This window comes from Bradyrhizobium sp. 139, assembly GCF_023074175.1.
Lineage (GTDB): Bacteria > Pseudomonadota > Alphaproteobacteria > Rhizobiales > Xanthobacteraceae > Bradyrhizobium.
This window is the reverse complement of record NZ_JADPKS010000008.1, coordinates 367,135-388,601: the sequence shown is the minus strand read 5'-3', so window position 1 is coordinate 388,601 and position 21,467 is coordinate 367,135. Positions and strand designations below refer to the sequence as shown.

The 21,467-nt window shown below is 63.3% G+C and carries 14 protein-coding genes; 3 read left to right on the top strand and 11 right to left on the bottom strand.

Translation table 11 applies throughout. From position 1 onward, the window contains the following. Positions 1-397: 397 nt before the first annotated feature. The gene (locus tag IVA80_RS02740; RefSeq protein WP_247425398.1) at positions 398-874 is read right to left on the bottom strand and encodes a cupin domain-containing protein; all 477 of its coding nucleotides are present in this window, start codon (positions 872-874) and stop codon (positions 398-400) included. Positions 875-1,005: 131 nt separating this feature from the next. Here IVA80_RS02740 and IVA80_RS02735 point away from each other — a divergent pair, with 131 nt between their 5' ends. Continuing rightward, positions 1,006-1,734: a helix-turn-helix domain-containing protein gene (locus tag IVA80_RS02735; RefSeq protein WP_247425396.1), complete on the top strand. Its 729-nt coding sequence runs from the start codon at positions 1,006-1,008 to the stop codon at positions 1,732-1,734. Between the two features lie 272 nt (positions 1,735-2,006). Here the strand turns inward: IVA80_RS02735 and IVA80_RS02730 are convergent, their stop codons facing one another. From IVA80_RS02730 to IVA80_RS02705, 6 genes are all read right to left on the bottom strand, one after another. Continuing rightward, positions 2,007-2,651, bottom strand: coding sequence for a DUF2182 domain-containing protein (locus tag IVA80_RS02730; RefSeq protein ID WP_247425394.1), 645 nt, complete (start codon positions 2,649-2,651; stop codon positions 2,007-2,009). 109 nt (positions 2,652-2,760) lie between these two features. Then, positions 2,761-3,462 carry a DUF1326 domain-containing protein gene (locus IVA80_RS02725; RefSeq protein WP_247425392.1) on the bottom strand — a complete coding sequence of 234 codons (702 nt, stop codon included), beginning with the start codon at positions 3,460-3,462 and terminating at the stop codon, positions 2,761-2,763. Positions 3,463-3,980: 518 nt separating this feature from the next. Continuing rightward, on the bottom strand, positions 3,981-7,319 hold the full coding sequence (locus tag IVA80_RS02720; protein ID WP_247425390.1) for an adenylate/guanylate cyclase domain-containing protein: 3,339 nt from the start codon (positions 7,317-7,319) through the stop codon (positions 3,981-3,983). A gap of 906 nt (positions 7,320-8,225) precedes the next feature. Beyond that, on the bottom strand, positions 8,226-8,810 hold the full coding sequence (locus IVA80_RS02715; protein WP_247425388.1) for a DUF1254 domain-containing protein: 585 nt from the start codon (positions 8,808-8,810) through the stop codon (positions 8,226-8,228). Next, positions 8,807-9,385 (bottom strand): DUF1214 domain-containing protein, encoded by a 579-nt coding sequence (locus tag IVA80_RS02710; RefSeq protein ID WP_247425386.1) that lies wholly within the window; start codon positions 9,383-9,385, stop codon positions 8,807-8,809. The genes IVA80_RS02715 and IVA80_RS02710 overlap by 4 nt, the downstream gene beginning before the upstream one ends. Positions 9,386-9,394: 9 nt before the next feature. Then, on the bottom strand, positions 9,395-11,671 hold the full coding sequence (locus IVA80_RS02705; protein ID WP_247425384.1) for a PBP1A family penicillin-binding protein: 2,277 nt from the start codon (positions 11,669-11,671) through the stop codon (positions 9,395-9,397). Positions 11,672-11,965: 294 nt separating this feature from the next. On the opposite strand from IVA80_RS02705, the gene IVA80_RS02700 reads away from it, so the two are divergent. Both IVA80_RS02700 and IVA80_RS02695 read left to right on the top strand, forming a co-directional pair. Next, positions 11,966-12,481, top strand: a complete 516-nt coding sequence (locus IVA80_RS02700) for a YcgN family cysteine cluster protein (RefSeq protein WP_247425382.1) — start codon at positions 11,966-11,968, stop codon at positions 12,479-12,481. 156 nt (positions 12,482-12,637) lie between these two features. After that, positions 12,638-14,221: an MDR family MFS transporter gene (locus IVA80_RS02695; RefSeq protein ID WP_247425380.1), complete on the top strand. Its 1,584-nt coding sequence runs from the start codon at positions 12,638-12,640 to the stop codon at positions 14,219-14,221. 3 nt (positions 14,222-14,224) lie between these two features. On the opposite strand, the gene IVA80_RS02690 is transcribed toward IVA80_RS02695, so the two are convergent. The 4 genes from IVA80_RS02690 to IVA80_RS02675 form a co-directional block, all read right to left on the bottom strand. Then, positions 14,225-15,868 carry an alpha/beta-hydrolase family protein gene (locus IVA80_RS02690; RefSeq protein ID WP_247425487.1) on the bottom strand — a complete coding sequence of 548 codons (1,644 nt, stop codon included), beginning with the start codon at positions 15,866-15,868 and terminating at the stop codon, positions 14,225-14,227. A 79-nt stretch (positions 15,869-15,947) separates the two neighbouring features. After that, entirely contained in the window at positions 15,948-18,458 is a 2,511-nt protein-coding gene (locus IVA80_RS02685; RefSeq protein WP_247425378.1) for a GAF domain-containing protein, read from the bottom strand. A gap of 105 nt (positions 18,459-18,563) precedes the next feature. Next, positions 18,564-20,252 carry a thiamine pyrophosphate-requiring protein gene (locus IVA80_RS02680; protein WP_346347954.1) on the bottom strand — a complete coding sequence of 563 codons (1,689 nt, stop codon included), beginning with the start codon at positions 20,250-20,252 and terminating at the stop codon, positions 18,564-18,566. 471 nt (positions 20,253-20,723) lie between these two features. Continuing rightward, positions 20,724-21,134 carry a hypothetical protein gene (locus tag IVA80_RS02675; RefSeq protein ID WP_247425375.1) on the bottom strand — a complete coding sequence of 137 codons (411 nt, stop codon included), beginning with the start codon at positions 21,132-21,134 and terminating at the stop codon, positions 20,724-20,726. Positions 21,135-21,467 lie beyond the last annotated feature (333 nt).

The window sequence follows — 21,467 nt, the reverse complement described above, 5'->3', positions numbered from 1 at the left end:
TTGGTGATGGTTCGATCTTGGTGCAAGCCAAGTAGGCGCAGCAACATTGTGCGCCCAGCGATCGCATCCGCAGAGGATGCCCCACGTTCCAACCAACGCGGTGTCGGCTGTGGGTCAAAAGCGTCGGTCTAGCGCTCCACCGCAAACTTCCGGTCTACCCCTCTGAACCGACATGTAGCCGCATTGCCTCAACGGTAGCGATGGGCCATAAGCGGTCATCCTTTTGCGCAGGCGCAACAACGACCGATACGCGAGACGGCGGTGGGAAGCTTGCCGAGCTGCCGGCTTCCGACGCCACGTTGACAGCGGTCCGGATGTTCCGTCCAAGGATAAAATGGACAGTCCCGCTCGCAGGACCAAGCTCATTTGCGAGCCCACGTCACAGGCGAACGACCTTCTAATGATGCCTGACCGGAATCAGCGAAGGACCGTTCAGGTTAGCCGGCAGTATTTCGAAGAGCACGTGCACCATAGGTGCATCCGTCTTGTTGAAAACGGTGTGGTTTATATCGCCAGATTCAAAGAAGAAATCGCCTGGGCCGTAAACTACAGTCTTATCCGGCAAGACGTAAGTCATATAGCCGGAGGTGACTTGGCGGATGCCGGGGCCCTCGTGATTGTGCTCGCCCACATGTCCGCCGGGGGCAAGCGTCAACTCGGTGACTCTGAGCTTGTACTTTCCATTGATCTCCTTAAGGAATCCTTCAAGCGGCGCCTCGAACTTGATTTTGGCGATCAAGCCGTTGGTATCGACTTTGACTGGGCTTACGCCTACTTGCGCGCGCGCCTCGCCCGCCTGTCCAAGCAATGTCACGAACGGTGCCGTTGCGAGAGCCAGAAGAAAATCGCGTCTGATGGGTTTATCGTTTGGCATGATAAATCTCCTGTTGCCGCTAGTCGACGCCCATGGCAATCGAAGCCGCAGCGTAAACCGCTCGCCGGGCCCTAAGCTAGTGCGAAGACCGGACTACTTCCGCACCCCCGCGCGGCGTGATACGCTCAATCATGCACCGTTACGGCCAATATTGTCCCGTGGCGCGAGCGGCGGAAATCCTTGCCGACCGTTGGACCGTGCTCATCGTCCGCGAGCTGCTTGCCGACGTTAATCACTTCAACGAACTTGAGCGCGGTCTTCCTCACATGTCCCGTACACTGCTTGCGGGACGGCTGCGGCGGTTGCAGCAAGCCGGCGTGCTGGAACGGCGCGGTGCCTCACGGGGCAAGCAGACTGAATACCGACTGACATGCGCCGGGCGCGACCTGCAATCGATTATCGACCAATTTGGCGGATGGGGCGCGCGCTGGGCCTTCGGTGATCCGCGGCCGAACGAACTCGATCCCGTCGTCCTGCTGTGGTGGATGCGGCGCCGCGTGCGCTTCGAGGCCGTAGGGAAACGCCGCGTGGTGATCCAGTTCGACTTCGGTGGCGGGCCGAGGCAGCCCTATTGGCTTCTGATCGAGCGCGCGGACGTTTCGGTCTGTCTCAAGAACCCCGGCTTCGATATCGATGTGATCGTCTCGACGGACATCGTGGCGTTTTATAGAGTTTGGCTGGGGAGCATAAGCTTCTCCGAAGCCTTGCATAGGCAGCAGGTCCGGCTGGACGGGACGCCCGCCGACGTTCGAGCTTTCTCGGGTTGGTTTGCTTGGAGTCCGATGGCAGACACGGTACGGGCTGCGCTGGCCGACCGGCGGACTGCGTCGTCCAACGATCGTCATCCCAGGCTAGACTAGCCAAGAGGAGCACAGGCTGAAGCTGTTGCGTCGTTCGGTATGTCCGGGGGTGGGTGATAAGGTGTCCTTATTGGCGGCCGTCACTATGGTCCGCTGAGGGCCCACAAGCTGACGTCAGCAGTGTGAACGCGACACTGCCTTGCTGAGAAAGTGCTCACAGACGACCTCAGGATATTAGGGAGTTATTCCCTCGGATGCAGCGATCTCCGCGATCCCTCCAAAAAAGCGAGCACCGCAAGCTCGTCAGCTCGTCGCGAGGATCCGAGACGTCTTTAGCTTGCGCTGGCTCCGAACGCCGCAACCGCTGCTAAGCACAACAATGCACCAACCGCGCGGCTGAACCATTCCGCGCCCGGTGCCCATTTCTCTGCGATGACGTAGGCAGCAATGACCGCGATCCAAAGCAGATTCATGACGCCTGCGACGAACAGCAGCGCCATCAACGCCCAGCAGCAGCCGACGCAAAAAGCGCCATGGCGCAAGCCCTCACGCATCGCAATTGTAGCGCTCGACGGATTGAGCACCGCACCCCATGGCGAACGGCAGCGGGTGAGACAGGCGTGCTTCAATGGCGTGAATTGGAAAAGGCCAGCGGCGGCCAGCACAGCGGCACTTAAAGGCACGCTAACGCTTTCCATCATCGGCGAGACAAGAGCCGCCTTGAGCAGTGCCCGGTGCAAGAGAGTTGCGCCGACGCTGAATCCGCCCCACGCCATGAGATATCCCGCGATGAACCCCGCGGCATGCGCGGAGCCGCCGATACGGATAAGAACCACGATCACTGGCAGAACCGATGGCAGCATCATTGCCGCCATCATCACCGCCCACATCAGCAGCACGAGGCTGAGATCTGTCACGTCCCAGTCTACCATATGAGGCATGATCCACATGTCCATGCCGACATCCATGTGGCGCATGCCCCAATCCATGTAGACAAGGTACGTCCATGCCCCTCCGGTAAAGAGCCCGAGCAAGGCTCCCACCGGTAGACGGCGCCAAACCTCCATTGAACGTGGGCGAGGAATCTCAGGCCGAGCTAAAGGCGAAAGGCGCATAGAATCCATTCTTGCCGCTGATCTCCCACTGGAGATCAAAGTCTTTGTACGCGGTATGCGTCGATTTCGCGACCACGTGTGGAAAAGCTCTTCCTAGCAAGTTCTCGACACGGATCTCCTTGCCGCCGAACCCCTCGATCGCAGTGATGTCAGCATCTCCGATTCCAGCGATGGTCATCTTCCACTGCCGTCCTTGGCCCTCGAACGTGATTGGTACGAACTTGATGCCGAGCATTTCGGCGACCAACCGGGCCTGCGCCGCAAACGCACCGCCAGGCTTGAAGGAGAAGATCGCGCTCAGTGCCTCGCGCTGCTCCGGGCTTGCGCGCTCGTCGATGTAGAATGCCCCCCGCCAATTGCCTTTGGCAATATGGCCCGGCAAGAAGTTCATTCTCACCACATTCAGTCCATCGAGCGCGACATCGTCTTTCCGACCGGATTCGATATGGTAGCCAAGAAGGACCCCACACGTGCCGGGCGTCGGGGCATTACCGACGACGCAGGGACACATTGCTTCGCAATTGCAGGCTTCCATGAAAAGGCCTTTGACATTCCAAGTGCTCTTCTCCTCCGTCGCTTGCGCAACTCGGACAGGGCGCAGCGCGCTTAGAGCAGACGCAGCAGTTATTGAGCCAGCAATGTCGAGCAAACGGCGACGGGAGAATAGTGTCATCGTAACCTCCCCACGTATATTGATCCGCGTATTAGACGCGCTACCAAATATCAAAGGTTAGAGTCACTTGGCGTTGGTGACGGAGGGCAACTGAAGTGACCATAGTCCTGTGGCCGATCGCTGGATAGTAGTTTTCCCAGCGCCCTGAGAAGGCGATTCGGGCAGCAGCTTTGACTTGTTTTGCTAGGAGCAAATGTGATCCCGATGTGAGGACTGTTTTGGGTCAAAGGCGGCGGTCCGCACCGGAGGCGATGACTTCTGCTCTGCCCCTGACTCCAGACCTGCCTCTGCACTTCGCCAACCGACGCGATGGGCCAATAAGCGACATTGCACCCTGAAACAGCACGAGGACCAACATCAGCTTGCGCATTGCCACCTCCTCAATCCAGGAAGTCCTTGTCCAAACATTTGCAGGCTTAAATGACGAGGCCGTCAGCCAACACATTTGCCCCCAAAGCGGGCACTTCCGGAATTGCCGGCCCTAACTCATCAGCTGACCGCGCGGGAAAACGACCCTCTCAATCCACCTGGTCGAGCAAAGCCTTTGCTTGCTGGAGATCCGCAGTATCGAGGCCCTCAGTGAACCAGCCATAAATAGGCGCAAGCAAACTTTGGGCATCATTGCGTCGGCCCTGAGCTTGCAGGACTCTGCTGAGGCTCATCGCAGCTCGTAGCTCAAGGAGCCGAGCACCTTGCTGTTGTGCCGCTTTGAGGGCTTGGTCCAGATACCCTTCCACCTCATCGCGGCGCCCCGCTTTGAGAAGCAGTTCGCCCTTGAGTCGATGTAGCTCGGGCGCAAACCAGCAGTCTCCGCTCTGGTCGGTCGCTTCACGTATGAGCCGTAATCCATCCTCAATTTCTCCGGCAACGAGATGCGCCTCCGCCGCTCGGGCGAGACGGTACGAAACGTGAAAGTTCGACCCTGTTGCACGCCACGCGGTCAGCCCTTCCCGCATGACGGCGAGGCCCTCCTCAATGTGCCCCTGCATGACGCGCGCCCAGCCGCGCAACATGGTCGCGTTCGCGACTCCGACGGCAGACCCATGGCGCGCGAGCAGTGGGAGAGCGACGCTCACAGAGTCTTGTACTTTCTGCGGCTCGCGGCGGATCTGGTGCAGTTCTGCTGTAGACCACAGCGCCTGGGCAAGCGTGGGGGCATGGTCAAGATCACGCGCAAGCCCGAGGCCTTTCTGCATTTGCCGAACGGCTTGCTCCGGATAACCCATTGCTGCAGCAATGAGGGCGTCGATCACGTAACCGCAGACGCCGGGATCATGGCCCCCATATTGCAGCGCTTGCTCGCCATGCGTGTCGCGTCGGTAGAGAGCAAGTCCGCCCGCGATATGATAGCGTGCCGTCGCAAGGGCACCAGTTACCAAAAAGACTGGCCATGCTGCGTGGTGAGCTTGCAGCGTAAGCGCCGAATCTCCGCTTGTGTTTGCTATGTCGAACAGCTCATCCACCAATCGGCCGGCCCTCGCCAAATCACCAGCCGTGAAGGCAACTAGCCACGCCCCCCACACGGTTGGAAAAAGATCTGCTACCCGCTGTGCATTGCGCGCCAGTTCGCGAGCCCGAGCGTACACGCGCTCGATCTCCGGTGCCGCCGACGATCTCGTCGTCATCAATGCCGGCCCCAACGCGATCAGTAGTTGCAACTCCTGCTCGGCATGCGCGGCCCTGTCGGGCAGCGTTTCAAGCAGCTTTATTGCGTTCCGAAAATGTGCGACCGCCTCCTTATTGGCCGACCGCTTTGCTGCGCGGTCTCCAGCCCGCTGCCAATAATTGATAGCCTGCTCAGGCAATCCGGCCTGAGCGTAATGTCGAGCAAGAACTTCAGGTTGAGTCTCGCACACATCCGAAAACTCCTGCTCAAGGACACTTGCTATGCTCGCATGCAGCTCGTTTCGCTTTGTGCGGAGCAGCGTGCCATAGGCCACGTCCTGCACCAGTGCGTGCTTGAATAGATAGTTGGCATGCGGCGGCTCGCCCTGCCGAAACAGCAAACCAGCCTGAATGAGACGGTCCAGCTCCGATCCTAGCTGCGCCCCGGTTTGGCGCGCCACCGAAGCCAGCAGGCTATGCGAAAACCCCCGCCCAATCGCGCCTCCAATCTGCGCTACCTCCGTGGCCGCCGGGCCGAGCCGGTCGAGCCGCGCCATCAGCGACGCGTGCAAGCTAGCGGGAACCAACTGGGCGAGAGACGGAACCGTGGCGGCGGTCAGCCGGGCGGCTGCCTCGCTCTCGGCCTCCAGCACCGCCTTCGTCATCTCCTCCACGAACAGGGGAATCCCGTCCGTGCGCTCCACGATCTCCGCCATCACATCCGCCGGCAGCCCCTTGTTCTCGACAAGCCGCGCTATGATTGCGGCCGCCTCACGCTCCCCAAGTCGGTTGAGCGTCAGGCTCGTCACATGCGACTGTCGCACCCATGGCGCGTTGAACTCGGGGCGGAAAGTTACGACGAGCAGCACGTGAAGGGTTGCGATCCGATCGATCACCCGGCCGAGCGCTTCCAGGCTCGTCGGATCGACCCAATGCGCATCCTCGAAGATCATCAGCACAGGATTCTGGCGTGCCAATCCCGCGAGTTGCGACATCAGCGCTTCGAGCGTTCTTTGTCTGCGCTGTTCCGGGGCCAAATCGAGCGCAGGATATCGTCCATCATTCGGAAGCGACAGCATCTCCGCAAAGAGCGCGGCATCCTGGACGGAGGTTGAGGTCCGCGCGAGCACAGAATCGAGCTTGTCGAGCTTCGCTTGCGGTTTGTCGTCGTGGGCCAGTCCGGCGGCACGCTCCATCTGGCCAATGATTGAATAAAGCGCGCTGCCCGTATGTTGTGGGGAGCAGAAATAGCGCAAGCGCGTGTGTGGTTCGGTAGCGAGGCGCTCCAGAACCGCGGCCGTGAGCCGTGATTTCCCGATACCTGCCTCGCCGGACAGAAGTACGACCTGTCCTTCACCCATCTTTGCCTTGGACCAGCGGCGAAGAAGTAATTCGACCTCTTCTTCCCGCCCGACGAGAGGGGGCAGGCCGTTCGTGTGCAAGGCGTCAAAGCGGCTCTGCACCGAACTCGTCCGCAGTGCTGCCCAAGCACGTGCAGGCCCGGCGATGCCCTTGAGATCCCTGGCCCCTAGATCCTGGAGTTCGAAGAGATTGCCGAGAAGCTTTCGCGTATTCTCCGCAATAACCACGGTATCAGGCTCGGCAATGGCCTGCAAACGGGCGGCAAGATTCGGTGTCTCACCCACAACCGCCTGCTCCTGGGCTGCACCCGCGCCAATGAGATCGCCGACGACCACGAGCCCAGTTGCGATCCCGACACGCACATGCAAGGGCGAGCCGGCCGCCGTAGCGAGCATCGGCACTGCCTCAACCAGGGCAAGCCCGGCCCGCACAGCGCGCTCGGCATCATGCTCGTGGGCCTGGGGATAGCCGAAATAGGCGAGCACCCCGTCGCCCATGTACTTGGCAACGAATCCGCCATTGCGTTCGACTAGCGCTGCACAGCAGTGGTGATAGGCACCGATGATAGCGCGCAGGTCCTCGGGATCGAGCCTGGCCGACAGGACAGTCGAGCCGACGAGGTCGCAGAACATCACGGTGAGCTGACGGCGTTCCGCAGCGACTCGTGGTCTTGCTTCGGTTACCGCGGGGTTAGGTGTGACCGGGGTATAACGGGCAACCTCCCGGATCGCGCGGAGCATCTTACGGCGATCGCCAAGTAAGAGCCCGAGCTTCTCCAAGTCCTGGTCTGTGAGGTCGGGGAGAACACTGAGATCAATACGGTTCTCTGCGAAACGCTCCGTATACTCGGACATGCCGAGCTTTTTGAGCCAGTCGCCAATCTGGTGCATGGCCGTACCTGCAGTCGCGTGGTGGCCTAACCGAGCTTTGGACCCGCTACCAGGGAGTTTATCCCGAATTCCATTGATAGCACGTTTTTCATCCAGCCGAGCAGTCGTCCTTGAAACTCAATTCGAGCGCGACGATTTGCGGCATCGTAAGGGTACCGTTCCACCCAGGGATTCTAGCAGCCTGCAGGGAGGGCTCCGTTTGTCCGAGTTGGGTCACAAACCGACATCAGCTTGAGCACGACGATGTCCGCTAGGGCCGAAAGCGTAAGCTGCGGCCCGAATGCTAATCCAACCGACCTAGCAAAGCCTCCCGAACGCGATCGATAACGCTGACCTGTTCGCGGCGCTCGGATTGTCCGAACAGACAACGGCAATGACCAGATCAAGAGCGGACATCAGCGGGGCGGTGTCCGAGACATCCGCGACACCTCGCGGTGTGATGTCTCACGAACACGACGCCATGCGGGTTAGCTTCCGCACGCTTGAGCGATCGAGGCGTGCCGGCACAATCTCGGCTCGCGGGTTTGCCGGCGCTGTGGTCTCTGTCTGCGGCGCAAGCCCTTCACGCATCCAGCGCGGCCAGCAACCCAGATCCAATAGTGGTTCCGCTGGTGAGTTGGTCCCGCTCGCTGTGGGCGACGATAGCGATGCTTTGATCATGGCAACCTCTGCTCCGACATGAAAAAACCCGCGGCGGATTGCTCCGCGCGGGTGTCACGATTTTCTCGATGGTGCCATTATGCAGGTGTTTTGCCCGACGTGTCAAAGGCGACCGGAACGGTCATGTTGCCGTTCGCGCGGCTGCTGATCGGGTGCTTTGGATTAAGCCAATCAATTCAATTGCCCCGCTACTGTGCATGGGGTTGTTTTTCACGTTTTATTCTGAGCGCGCCGAAACCCCCGCGCTCAGCGTCGGCCGCGCGGCGCTTCGGCCTTGGCCGGCGGCTCGGTCTGCGGCGCGCAGGTGGCGGCCGCGAGCGTCGCCTGCGCCTGCGGCATCAGGCCGGGCTCGGCGGCGAGCGCCTTCATCACGATCAGGCCGGTGGTAGCAGGGGAATCGATGATCAGGCGGTCGGCCGCGGTGATCTCCTCGTCCTCGGGCAGTTCGTTGTGCTGCGGCTCGGTCATGAGGTCGAGCTCGATCACCTTCTTGCCCGCGGAGCGGTCGTTGATGGCGTAATAGGCGACCTCGTTGCGGGTGTAGAACGACACCGAGGTGTAGGCCTGGCTCACCGGCACCGTCAGCTTGATCGGCCCGCCCGACAGATCGTAGCGGCAGATCGCCAGCGCAAAGGCCGGGTCCATGAACGGCATCGGCGAATTGTTGGGATCGGCAAGGGGAAGCTGCGTGACGCCGTTGAGCTTGGTCATCGGCGTCAGCCGCGAATAGGCGTCCTGCGTCGCGATCCGCGGCAGCGCCAGCACGCTGACGAGATGAACGATGAGGCCCAGCACCACACCCGCGACGATGGTGAGCAGCAGCCGGATCATGAGCAGCCCACCGTCTTGATCGTGGGCATCGGCGCATCGCGCTGAGTGCGCGTCGCAACGCCAACCGGCGTGTCGTAGAGGCGCAGCATCAGCGCGTAGCGCTCGATGCCGCCGGTCGGCAGCCAGTTGCCGGCGCGCGAGCGCGAGGCGATGCGGATCTCGAACGAGCCGTCAGACTGCCGCACGATCTCCTGGCTGGTGAAGCCGTAGCGCTGCAGCGAATTGGCGACGAGGTGACCCTTGCGGTCGTAGAGCGTCAGCGTCCAGAACCGCGCCGGCGGCGTCACGCCGGACACGACGACGTCGCAGCGGCCGTCGAGCGCCTTCTTCCTGTCGTCGGCGGTGGCGGTGAAGGCGACCCCGTCACCGGTGCCGATCGGCAGCTCGCCGTTGCGCACGATGGTGGCGCGCGAATAGGGATCGACGTCGGCGGTGCCGGTGCGGGGGCGGGCGGTCCAGGGGCCGATGGTCAGCGCGCCGATCTCGGTGCCGCGCGTCGTCGTCATCCAGGTCGCGCCGACGCCGACCACGCCCGCGAGCAGAAGGGTCGTCAATGTGATCAGGATCAGCCGCACGGGTTTCGATCAGTTCTTGCGCGGGGCGGAGGCGTTCGCGTTCTCTTCCGCATAGTTCTGCGGAAAGGCGAGCGCGCTCGTCGACGAGCCCGGCTTGCTGTCGTTGATGGCCGACTTGGCCGCGATCCTGGCGGCGTCATCGAGCAGCTTCTCGACGCGCACCAGGACGTCGGCGCCGCGCTTGGTCAGCACGGGCGGCGGACCGGGCTTGGTCTCCAGCACTTTCGGTGCCGCATTGGCCTGCGCGGCCGTCGGCTGCGGCGGCAGCTTCTGGCCCATGCCGATGCCGGGGATTTCCCGGACCTCGACGCCCTGATGCGCGGCGAGCATGATGTCGTGCCAGGTTTGCGCCGGCAGCGAGCCGCCGGTCATGCGGTTGGTCGGCGAATAGTCGTCATTGCCGTACCACACCGCGCAGGTGAAATTGCCGGTGTAGCCGACGAACCAGGCGTCGCGATACGCGTTGGTGGTGCCGGTCTTGCCGGCGGTCGGAATGCCGTCGAGGGCGGCGCGGCGCGCGGTGCCTTCGCTGACGACGTGGCTCATCATGCCGGCCATGTCGGAGGCGACGGAGGCCGGGATCGCCTGCCGCGGCCTCGGACCGTCGCGGTCCCAGCGCCAGACCGGATCACCTGCACCGGTGCGTACCTCCAGCACGGAATGCGGCGTCACCGCCTTGCCGCGGTTCGGGAAGGTCGCGTAGGCGACGGCGTGCTCGAGCACGGTGACTTCGTCCGAGCCGATCGGCAGCGACGGCGTGTCGGGCAGCGGCGCCTTGAGGCCCAAGCGGCGGGCGACCTCGACGATCTTGGCGCGGCCGATCTTGGCCGGGTTCGGCGCTTTCGGCTGCTCCTTCTGGCCGATCGCGATCGACAGCTTGACCGGCACAACGTTGATCGAGCGCGTGATCGCCTGCGTCAGCGTCACGGAGCCGGAATAGGAATGGCCATAATTCTGCGGACACCAATTGCCGATGCAGACCGGACCGTCGACCACGATCGAGTTCGGCGTGAAGCCGTTCAAGAGCGCGGTGGTGTAGACATAAGGCTTGAACGACGAGCCGGGCTGGCGGTAGGCGTCGACGGCGCGGTTGAACTGGCTCGCGCCATAGTCGCGGCCGCCGACCATGGCGCGGATGCCGCCGTCGAGATCGGAGACGACGGTTGCGGCCTGCGTCGCGTGATAGTCGCGGCCGAACTGGCGCAGCTGGTTCTCGATCGCGTCTTCGGCGGCCTTCTGCACGTTGGCGTCGATCGCGGTGCGGACCACGAACACGCGCTCGGTGTAGGATTTCGGGAAGGTGTCGACCAGCTTGCGCATCTCGTCGAAGGCGTAGTCGAGATAATAGTTCGGCGAGGCCTCGTCGCGGCGATCGACCGCGAAGGCCGGGTTGCGGCGGGCGCCGAACACCTGGCCCTCGGTCATGAAGCCGGCATCGACGAGGTTGTCGAGCACGACATTGGCGCGGGCACGCGCCGCGGGCAGGTTGATGTGGGGAGCGTATTTGGTCGGCGCCTTGAACAGGCCGGCGAGCATCGCCGCTTCCGCCAAGGTCACGTCGCGCGCCGACTTGTTGAAGTAGAAATGTGCGGCGCCATCGACGCCGAACGTGCCGCCGCCCATATAGGCGCGGTCAAGGTACAGCTTGAGGATCTCGTTCTTGGTCAGGCGCCATTCCAGCCAGACCGCGAGGAAGGCTTCGTTGACCTTGCGCTCGATGGTGCGTTCGTTGCTCAGGAACAGGTTCTTGGCGAGCTGCTGGGTGATCGAGGAGCCGCCCTGGCGGACGCCGCCGGCCTGGGCGTTGGTGACGAGCGCGCGCGCGGTGCCGGCGATGTCGATGCCGAAATGCTCGTAGAAGCGGCGGTCTTCGGTGGCGAGCGTCGCCTTGATCAGCACGTCCGGAAAATCTTCCAGCGGGATCGAATCGTTGTGCTTGATACCGCGGCTGCCGATCGGGTTGCCGTAGCGGTCGAGGAAGGACACCGCCAGATCGGACTTCTTCAGCCAGTCCTCGTCCGCGGTCTCGCGGAAGGCGGGGATGGCGAGCGTGAGCATCACGACCAGGCCGCCGAGGCCGAGGGTCGCGGCCTCCGACAGCGGCTCGATGAACACCCAGCGCTTCCACCGCCCGACATAGAACCGGTCCATGAAGGTCGAGTAGCGCTCGTACAGCTCGCGGATGCCCTTGGCCGAAGAGAACAGCGAGGAATCGATGCGCGCGTCGAGGTCCAGAAAGAAATTCCGGACCCGGTTCTTCCAGTTGGATGGTGTGTTCTGGACCACCTAGAACCCTTGAGGCTCGGTTCGACAGCGTTCAAGCACCCGGCCGGGGCGGCGTCGAGACGTCTTGCGGGAATGTTGCGGCAAACCCAAGGCGCCCGTTTCGCGTCCGAGGGGACTTGCTTTTCCTTCTAGCCGAGCAAGGCCTATAAACCAATGGCCACGCTTGCGATTTTGAACAACAGGCCTAATTGACCCCGGTTCATTACGGGCCTCACGCGGGCGTCGCTTGCGGCATCATGGCCGCACGCCCTAGATGGCATGAACCGCAGCTCTTTCGAACCCATGTTGAGGCGCATGACCGCAGCTCCCAAACGACCTTCAGGCCAGGAAGGATTCTTCTGGAAAACCAAGACGTTGGAAGAGATGTCTGGGGACGAATGGGAGAGCCTGTGCGACGGCTGCGGCCGCTGCTGCCTGAACAAGCTCGAGGAAGAGGACACCGGCGACATCTATTTCACCCATGTCGGCTGCAAGCTGCTCGATGGCGCGACCTGCGCCTGCAAGGACTACACGAATCGTTCCGACAAGGTTCCGGACTGCGTCCGCCTGACCCCGGCCAATGTCCGCACCCTGAACTGGCTGCCGCCGAGCTGCGGCTACAAGCTTGTCGCCGAGGGCCGCGATCTCTATTGGTGGCATCCGCTGGTGTCAGGCGATCCCGACACCGTGCACGAGGCCGGCGTCTCTGTGCGCGGCCGGGTCGAGGGCAGCGAGGAGCAGATCCCGGACGAGGAGCTCGAGAACCACATTGTGCAATGGCCGGCGCAGCTGCCGAAACGGGCGCGCCTGAAGCGACGTCCGAAGGACTGATCTGTCGCCCGACCTCGGATCAATTGTTCGGGATGATCCGGCTGCGGGATGCTCCCATGCGCCGCGGTGCCTGCCTGAGAAGAACTTTGCTGTCTACATTGGCTGCATAGAACGAATCCTTCGCGGCGTTGCGCCGCCTCACGGCTTCCGATCGAGATGAACAAGTTCCAACGGCAGAGCAGTTCTGCCGACATCCAGGCGTTGCCCGACGATATCGCCGAAGAGCTGTCCCGCCTTCCAAGCGAGGTCTTGAGCGTCGATGACGCGCCCTCGCTCGCACCGCCGGCGCCTTTGTCGCAGGACGAGGTCCGGACCATCGTGATCAGCCTGATGCTGACGATGTTCCTGGCCGCGCTCGACCAGACCATCGTCGCGACTGCACTGCCGACCATCGGGCGCCAGTTTCACGACGTCTCCAATCTCTCCTGGGTCATCACCGCCTATCTGCTCGCCTCGACCGCGGTTGCGCCGGTGTTCGGAACCCTGAGCGACATCTACGGCCGCCGCGTGATGATCATCATCTCGCTCAGCCTGTTCGTCGCCGGCTCGGTGCTGTGCGCGATCGCGCCGAACATGCCGATGCTGATCTTGGCGCGCGGGCTCCAGGGGCTCGGTGGCGGCGGCATCATGCCGGTGGTGCAGACCGTGATCTCCGACGTCGTCTCCCCGCGCGAGCGCGGCCAGTACCAGGCCTATTTCTCCAGCGTCTGGATGGTCGGCGGCATCCTCGGCCCCGTGATCGGCGGCGTGTTCGCAGAGCATCTGCACTGGTCGATGATCTTCTGGATCAATCTGCCGCTCGCCGCCGCGGCGATCGCGATGCTGCTGCCGAGGATGAAGAAGATCCCGGTGTTCCACCGCAAGCGCAAGGTCGACTGGCTCGGCGGCGTGTTGCTGATGGCTTCCGCCGTTGTCTTCATGCTGGTGCTGACCTGGGGCGGCACGCGCTACCCGTGGCTGTCGCCGTCGGTTCTGTCGATGGTGGGCGCCGCTGTTGCGCTCGCGGTCACCTTCGTCTGGCACGCGCGCCGGGCGGACGAGCCCTTCCTGCCGCTGCCGCTGCTGGGCGGCAAGGTCGCGCCGTTCGCGTTGACGGCGGGCGGCTGCGGTCTCGGCGCGATCACCGGTCTCACCGTGCAGCTCCCGCTCTACTACGAGGCGGTCTATCACCTCAGCGCCAGCGAGGCAGGACTTGCGTTGATTCCGCTCGCGGCGGTCTCGACCTGCGGCGCGGCGATTGCCGGCCGCACCATGGCGCGGGCCAAGCATTACAAGCGCGTCGCGATCATCGGTACCTCCTGGGCCGCGATCTGCGCGCTGGGCCTCACGCTCACGACCTTGCCGCTGTGGGGCCTGCTGACCCTGATGGCCGCGTTCGCGCTTGGCCTCGGCACCACCTTCCCGGTCTGCGTGGTCTCGCTCCAGAATTCGGTCGCGCGCCCGCAGGTCGGCACCATTACCGGTGCGATGAACTTCTTCCGCTCGCTGATGTCCTCGTTCACGGTCGCGGCGTTCGCGGCGATCCTGCTGATCGCGCTCGGTGCCGACGTTCCGCTCGCCGGCGAACATCATGCCGCGGGCGCCGTCGCTATTCCCGCCGACGACATGCGGCACGCATTCCGCTACGTCTTCGGCGCCGCCACCGCGCTGATGACCACCGCCGCGCTCTGCCTGATCGCGATGGAGGAGCGGCCGCTGGCAGGTCCGGCCACAACGCAGTCCGTCGAAATGGCGGAGTAGGGGTTAGCCGCCGCGATCGGGATCGTCGTCGACACTGCCCGCGCTTGTCTTCCGCGCTTTCGCCGCAAGCTGCTCTTTGAGCTGTGCCAGCGCCTCGTTCGACCAGTCATGAACATCGGTGACCGCAACCCAGCCATCGACGTAATGCTCGGGCGCGAAGACATGGCCAAAGCCCATCGGCGTGTTGGTCGCGACCGCCATGTCGAGGGCGAGCTGCAGCATCGTCACAAGGGGATACCATCGCAGCTCCGGCGACACGTCCGGTCCGCGCGGCGCGCTCATCCAGGCCGGGGTCTGATAGGCGTCGCGGTAGGCGAAGAAGGTGATCGCGTCACTGGCATATTGCAGGTAGACGACGCGCATCGGGCCCCAGGGCGTATCCGGCGGCACCGTCGGCCCGTTCTGGTTCATGAAGCGGACGAAGCGGCTGTCGCGAAACTCCGGAAGCCACGCCGGCGTGCCCGGATTGCGGTTCGCGGTGATCGAGCGCCAGATGCGGCTTTCGAACGGCGCCCCGCTCCACAGCGCGCCGGCGATTGGATCGCCGATTGTCTCGAACAGCTCAGCGGATTTTTCCGAGTTCAGGGCGCCGAGGCTGAGGCCGTGCAGATACAGCTTCGGCCGCTTGTCCTTCGGTAGCGTGGTCCAGTAGCCGTAGATTTCCGCGAACAGCGCACGCGCCGCTTCCGCGCCGTATTCGGACTGAAACAGCAGCGACAGCGGGCTGTTGAGATAGGAATACTGCATCGCGACGCTCGCGACGTCGCCATGGTGGAGATATTCGACCGTATCCATCGCGGACGGATCGATCCAGCCGGTGCCGGTCGGCGTGATGACGATCAGGACTTTGCGCTCAAAACTGTGCTGGCGCTTGAGCTCGTCGAGCGCAAGTCTGGCACGCGCCTGCGCCGTGGCGCGGCTGCCGAGGCCGACATAGACGCGCACGGGATCATGCGCGGGCCGTCCCGTGACGGTGCCGATCTCGGCGGCGGTCGGGCCTGAGGCAATGAACCGGCGCCCCATGCGCCCGAGCTCCTTCCACTTCACCAGCGATGCCGGACTTCCCGTCCGATCGGACGCAGTCGGCTGCGGCCGTTCGGGCTCGAGCAGAACATCGAGTTCACGGAAGGAAGAGTCGAGCGCGTTGAAGGCGGTGCGGACCAGGACATTGCTGGCGATCGACCAGAACAGCAGGCCCGCGACGAGGACACCGATGACGTTGGCGACCTTCCGCGGAATGACACGCCTTGTGCGCGCAGCAAGAACGCCGGCGACAAGCGCGAACAGCCGCCCCAGCATCAGCAGCACGATGAACGTGAGCAGGGCGATGAGGCAGACCTTGAGCGGATGCGCGGTCTCGACCGGCGCCATCTTCATCACAGCGCGGATCGAGTTCTGCCATTCGGCGGTGCGCCCGAGAGCGACGATGACAACCAGCAGGCAACCAGCTGCGACAAGCGCATTCGCAATCGACCTCGCGCGCGCTGAAGGCTCGGGCAGTTCGAGATAGTGCCACAGCCGGCGCCACAGAACGCCGGCGAAATAGCCGATCGCAAAGCAGCCGCCGGCGAGGGCGCCTTGCGTCAGATAGCTGCGCGGGATCAGCGTCGGCGTCAGCGCGGCCGCGAAGAACAGCACGCCCAGCATCAGGCCTATGCCGGATAGCGAGAGCAGTTGCCGCCGAATGAACCACGCGAAACTCTTCAAGGCATCCTCCCGGGCGAAGCTATCCTTTGTCATTCTCCGCAAAGTTGCTCCTGCGCGGCAGCACGACCGTGAACTCCGTGAACGCGCCGGGCTCTGTCGTGACGTCGATCCTGCCGCCGTGCTGCTTCACGATGATGTCGTGGCTCATCGACAACCCCAGACCGGTGCCTTCGCCGGCTGGCTTGGTCGTGAAGAACGGATTGAACATCTTCGCCTTCACGTCTTCCGAAATGCCGGTGCCGTTGTCGCGGATGCGGATCTCGATGCTGTTGCCGCAGTCACGGGTCGCGGCGATCACCACCGGCTCGTAACCGGCGGCGCCGCTGCCCGTCTGGCGCTTGGTCACCGCATACAAGGCGTTCGAGATCAGATTCAAAAGGACCCGGGAAATTTCCTGCGGAAACACCTCGGCTGAACCTGCCGCCGGATCGAGCTCGCTCTTCAGCGTGACGTCGAACTGCGGCCTCTCGGCACGCGCACCGTGATAGGCGAGGTTGAGGCTCTCCTCGACCAGGGCGTTGATGTCGCTCAGCCGATGCTCGCCGCCGCCCTCGCGCGAATGCAGCAGCATGTTCTTGACGATGGAATCGGCGCGCCTTCCGTGCTCCACGATCTTGTCAAGATTGTCCTTCAGCAGCCCCGTCAGCTCGTCGACCTCCGCGCGCACATCGTCGGCGAGCGGGACGGGCGCAAGCACCTCGTTCAGCTCATCGGTCAGCTCTGCGGAGAGCGAGGCAAAATTGTTGACGAAGTTGAGCGGGTTCTTGATCTCATGCGCGATGCCGGCGGTGAGCTGGCCGAGCGAGGCCAGCTTCTCGGTCTGGACCAGCCGATCTTGCGCGGCGCGCAAATCGTCGAGCGATTTGGCGAGCTCTCTGGTGCGGTCCTGCACCTCGTTGAACAGGCGCGTGTTCTCGACCGCGATCACGGCCTGGTCGGCAAAGGTCTTGAGCAGATTGATCGCCTTGTCCGGGAAATGACCGGGCTCCGGCCGCGTGACGGCGATGGTGCCGATTGCGACGCCGTCGCGCAGCATCGGTACCACGAGGATGCTGCGATAGCCTCTGGTCCGCGCCAGCTCCTTCATGGCGTCCGTGAGGTCCGGTTCGCTCTGCATGTCGCTGCGGAACGCGAACTCTCCGCTCGTCGCCACGCGGCTGTGAATGCCTGGCGACGACAGCGGCGCCGGAAAGGAGCTGAGCAGATCAGCGTTGCCGGCGGCATTGTCGGTGGTGAAGGCGGCCAGATGAAGCATGCCGTTGATGACACGGGTGACGGTGGAGGAATGCCCACCGACCAGCGCCTTGGCGCTGTCGGAGATCGCCTGGAACACCGGCGTGACATCCGCGGGCGAGGCGGCAATGACCTTGAGGATATCTGCGGTCGCGGTCTGCCGTTCCAGCGCTTCCCTCGTGGCGTTGAACAGGCTGACATTCTTGATCGCGATCACGGCCTGATCGGCGAAGGTCTGCAACAGCCGGATGTGATGCTCGGTGAACGCGCCGGTCGTCCGCCGCGTGGCGATGATGATTCCGATCGCCTCGCCCTCGCTCATCAGCGGTGCGAACAGCATGCTACGATAGCCGCGGGCACGCGCGATGTCGCGTGCGGCCGGTTCGAGCTCGGTGTCGGGCAATTGCGCCGCGGCGCCATTGGCCACGAGCTGGTAGGGTGGGAACTGTGCGAACGGCACCGGGAACGAGGATTGCAACACGCGGTCGCCGGCCGGATCGGTCGGCGTGAATGCAGCCAGGTGCGCGGCGCCGTCGATATAGCGCAGCACCGCGGTGGAGAAGCCACCGATCAGCCGGTTGGCACTGGCGGCGATGGCGTCGAACACCGGCTGCACGTCCGACGGCGAGGCGGCCATCACCTTCAAAATGTCGGCGGTGGCGGTCTGTCGCTCCAGCGTCTCGCGCGTCTCGTTGAAGAGCCGCGCATTCTCGATCGCGATCACGGCCTGGTCGGCAAAGGTCTGAAGCAATTGCACGAGATCGGGCGCAAACGCACCGGGCTCGGCGCGCGTGACGCTGATCATGCCGACCGGCGTACCTCGGTTCATCAGCGGCATGAACAGCACGCTGCGAAAGCCGCGCAGCCGCGCCAGATTCCGGTTCAGCTGCGGCACGTCATCGGCTTCGCTGTCGGGAAACTGGATCGTCTCGCCGCCGCGCACCAGCGCGAAGGTCGGGAAGTCCTCGATCCGCCGCGGGAAGGAGGCCTTCAGCCCTTCGTCCGCTTCCGTGCTGGTCGGCGTGAACGCCACGAGATGCAGCTCGTCGCCGATGAACTGGAGCACGGTCGCCGAGAAGCCGCCGAGCAGGCGCCTGGAGCTGGACGCGATTGCCGCGAAGACCGGCCGCGCGTCGGATGGGGAGGCCGCGATGGTGCGCAGGATCTCGGCGCTGGCGCTCTGGCGATCCCTTGCGGTCGCAAGCTCGCCGCGCAGCTGTGCGTTCTCGGCCGCGGCCGACTGCAATTGTCGTTCGAGCTCGTCGATCCCGGCGACATCGTTGGAAGGAGTGGTCATTCGCAATCCGGCTTGATGCTGCGACGTGCGCGGCCGGGGCGGATTATCACATCTCCTGCGGCCGGAGCCAGCGCTAGCAGCCTTGCCGCCGGAATCCAGCTCGCCTCACGTGCCCGGCCGCGACACCTCGGTCTCCTTGCTGGTGATGAACTCCAGCAGCACCGGGATGCCTTCCTGCGTCTTCTGGATGCCGCGCTTGATCGCCGGGATGATGTCCTCCGGCTTCAAGACCCGCTCACCATAGCCGCCGAACGCGCGCGCCATTGCGGAATAGTCGCCGGAAATGTCGGTCGAACGATATTTCTCGGTCGAGACCGGCATCACCTTCAACTCGATCGCCATCGAGAAATTGTTGAGCAGGATCGACAGGATCGGGATGCGCTCGCGCACCGCGGTCTCGAAATCCATACCGGTGAAGCCGATTGCCGCATCGCCCCAGACGTTGATGCAGAGCTTGTCGGGCTTTGCCAGCTTGGCGCCCATCGCGAGCCCAAGACCGTAGCCGAGCTGCGTCGTCTTGCCCCAGCCGAGATAGGTGAGGGGCTCGACCGACTTCCAGAACGGCGAGAGCTGGTCGCGCGGGCTGCCGGCATCGTGGGTGATGATGGTGTTGCTGATGTCGACGGTGTGTTGCAGGTCCCACAGCACGCGATAGGGACTGAGCGGCGCGTCGTTGCTGGTGAGCTTCGGCATCCATTTCGCCAGCCATTCCTTGTGTGAGGCGGCGATCTCGACCGCGACCGCTGAGGCATCGCGATCCGCCGTGACGGTCTTGCCGATCTCCTCCAGCAGCGCATCGAGTACGAGCCCGGCATCGCCGACCAGGCCGATTGTCGCCTCCACATCCTTGTTGAGATGGTTGGGATCGAGCGTCGAGTGGATGATGGTCTTGCCCTTCGGCATCGCGATGCCGAAACTGGTCTCGGTGAAGGAGCAACCGATGCCGAAGATGACGTCGGCTTCGGTGAGGAATTTCGGAACCGCGCGCGGCACCGCGAGGCCGGCGGAGCCGAGCGACAGCGGATGCGTTTCCGGGAATGACGACTTGCCGCCGAGGCTGGTGGTGACGGGAATGGCGAGCCGCTCGGCGAGCCGTTTCAGCTGCGGCCATGCCTGCGCGTAATGCACGCCCTGGCCGGCATAGAGCACCGGCCGCTTGGCGCTGACGAGCAGGGCGGCCGCCTCCTTCACATGAACAGGGTCGGCGCCATAGCGCGTGCGCAGCACCGGCGTGTAGTTCAGCGGCTCCGGCACCTCCTCGTTCCACATGTCCGCGGGAATCTCGACGATCACGGGACCGCCGCGGCCGTTCTTCAGTTTCGTGAAGGCGCGGCGAAAGATGTTGGCAACTTCGGAAGCGAGGATGATCGGCTCGGACGATTTCGCGAACGGCTTCATCGCCTCGCTGGAATTGAAGTTCGGCTCGATGTGCGCAAGCCGTCGCTGATAGCCCATCGGCAGCACCAGCACCGGCACGGATTCGCCGTAGCATTGCGCGACGCCGCCCATCGCGTTCTCCGCGCCGGGCCCATGCTGCATGCAGAATGCCCCGATCGAGCGCCCCGACGTCACGCGCGAGATCGCATCCGCCATGTGGATTCCGACACGCTCCTGCCGCACCATCACCGGCCGGATATCGGCCTTGGCCGCGTGCTCGATCAAATGGTTGACGGGATAGCCGCAGAGGATCTCGATCCCCTCGCGCTTCATGATTTCCGCAATCGCGGTGCCGAGCTTCATGGCGTCTCTCTCCCTGGCAGGCCGGTTGGTCCGGCTGGTTGGGGGAGAGAGGATCAGGAATTTTGGAGGGGGTAAAGCGTGGCTTCGTGCGCAGGGGGCAGCTATGCAGCGCGAGCGTGCACCCGGACGGCAGGAGGCCTGCGGCCTATCCCACCAAAACCAGTGCGAGCAGACCTGACCCTAGTAACGCGACGCCGGCCACCGTTACGGCCAGGAAGGCGAGCGATGTGAATTCTTCGCGCATGGACGTTTGTCCTGACTTACCACGCCCCGACCATCACCAGAGTGGCGATGCTCAGCAGCGAGCAACAAAGGATGATTACTGGAGCGACGAAAACCTGACGTGACCGCATTGTTGCCTCTCCCAATCGGAGTAGCTGGCAACATAGTTCGGCGATGTTTTGCCGTGACTTCGTGGTCGCTGGAAAACGGCTTCAATCCGAAGGTCGAATGTTTCGTTCCGCGCGGTTGACGAAGTCCCTTCACGGGTTCGCGAGCGGATCAGCGCTTCGGTGCCGTGGCTTCCTACTTGCAGCTTTTGCAAATCGTCAGCTTACGTTTCAACGCCTCATCTTCTTTATCGATCGATTGCTGCGCCGTAGTGCCATTCGTATCCAGATTGAACTGGGAGCCCTTTGCTGCGCGTGACCTCACGGGTGGCGTCGCCTGATCTGGCGTGTCATTGCCTTCGACGGTGCCGACGCTAAAGCCATCGTAGTCGGCGGCGGGATTCGGCAACGATGGAAGTCCGCTGGTCGCCGGTGTCGACGGCGCTCTGTTGACTGATGCCGGGGAATTTCTGGCGCCCGCTTGTGGCGATGCTTTGGGCGGAGCAAGCGAAACCGGCGGCGTCACTGAAGTCTGCGCTCTCGCGCAGTCCTGCGACCAGACGCCAACAAACACGAAGCCGAGAGCCAGGAGCGTCGCGCTTCTCATATACATCCTTCAAACAGCTTTGGATTAACGATTGACAGCACGACTCTTCGAGCCACGCTGTGTTAAAAAAATATCAGGACTGATATGGCGATCAAAGTTGACGGAAATGGGGGCGAATTAAGCTGGATAGCTGCAGTTCGCAGGATAGGGAGGGCAAGGCGAAACCCATCAAACCGCTCCGAGGCGTCGTAGCCCGGATGGAGCGAAGCGCAATCCGGGGCATTTTGCATCCGCTGCGCCGCTCCCGGATTTCGCTGCGCTCCATCCGGGCTACGATCTTGCGTTACCCGACGGGCAGGGTGCGGTGGACACGACGGCTTCGGCGGCGCGAGA

Bases quoted from the DNA above. Each gene is read 5' to 3' on its own strand.
- IVA80_RS02700 (WP_247425382.1), top strand. From the start codon at position 11,966: ATGACCGCAGCTCCCAAACGACCTTCAGGCCAGGAAGGATTCTTCTGG.
- IVA80_RS02740 (WP_247425398.1), bottom strand. From the start codon at position 874: ATGCCAAACGATAAACCCATCAGACGCGATTTTCTTCTGGCTCTCGCA.
- IVA80_RS02715 (WP_247425388.1), bottom strand. From the start codon at position 8,810: ATGATCCGGCTGCTGCTCACCATCGTCGCGGGTGTGGTGCTGGGCCTC.
- IVA80_RS02730 (WP_247425394.1), bottom strand. From the start codon at position 2,651: ATGCGCCACATGGATGTCGGCATGGACATGTGGATCATGCCTCATATG.
- IVA80_RS02675 (WP_247425375.1), bottom strand. From the start codon at position 21,134: ATGAGAAGCGCGACGCTCCTGGCTCTCGGCTTCGTGTTTGTTGGCGTC.
- IVA80_RS02690 (WP_247425487.1), bottom strand. From the start codon at position 15,868: ATGCTGGGCGTGCTGTTCTTCGCGGCCGCGCTGACGCCGACGCTGATC.
- IVA80_RS02695 (WP_247425380.1), top strand. From the start codon at position 12,638: ATGAACAAGTTCCAACGGCAGAGCAGTTCTGCCGACATCCAGGCGTTG.
- IVA80_RS02725 (WP_247425392.1), bottom strand. From the start codon at position 3,462: ATGACACTATTCTCCCGTCGCCGTTTGCTCGACATTGCTGGCTCAATA.
- IVA80_RS02720 (WP_247425390.1), bottom strand. From the start codon at position 7,319: ATGCACCAGATTGGCGACTGGCTCAAAAAGCTCGGCATGTCCGAGTAT.
- IVA80_RS02685 (WP_247425378.1), bottom strand. From the start codon at position 18,458: ATGACCACTCCTTCCAACGATGTCGCCGGGATCGACGAGCTCGAACGA.
- IVA80_RS02735 (WP_247425396.1), top strand. From the start codon at position 1,006: ATGCACCGTTACGGCCAATATTGTCCCGTGGCGCGAGCGGCGGAAATC.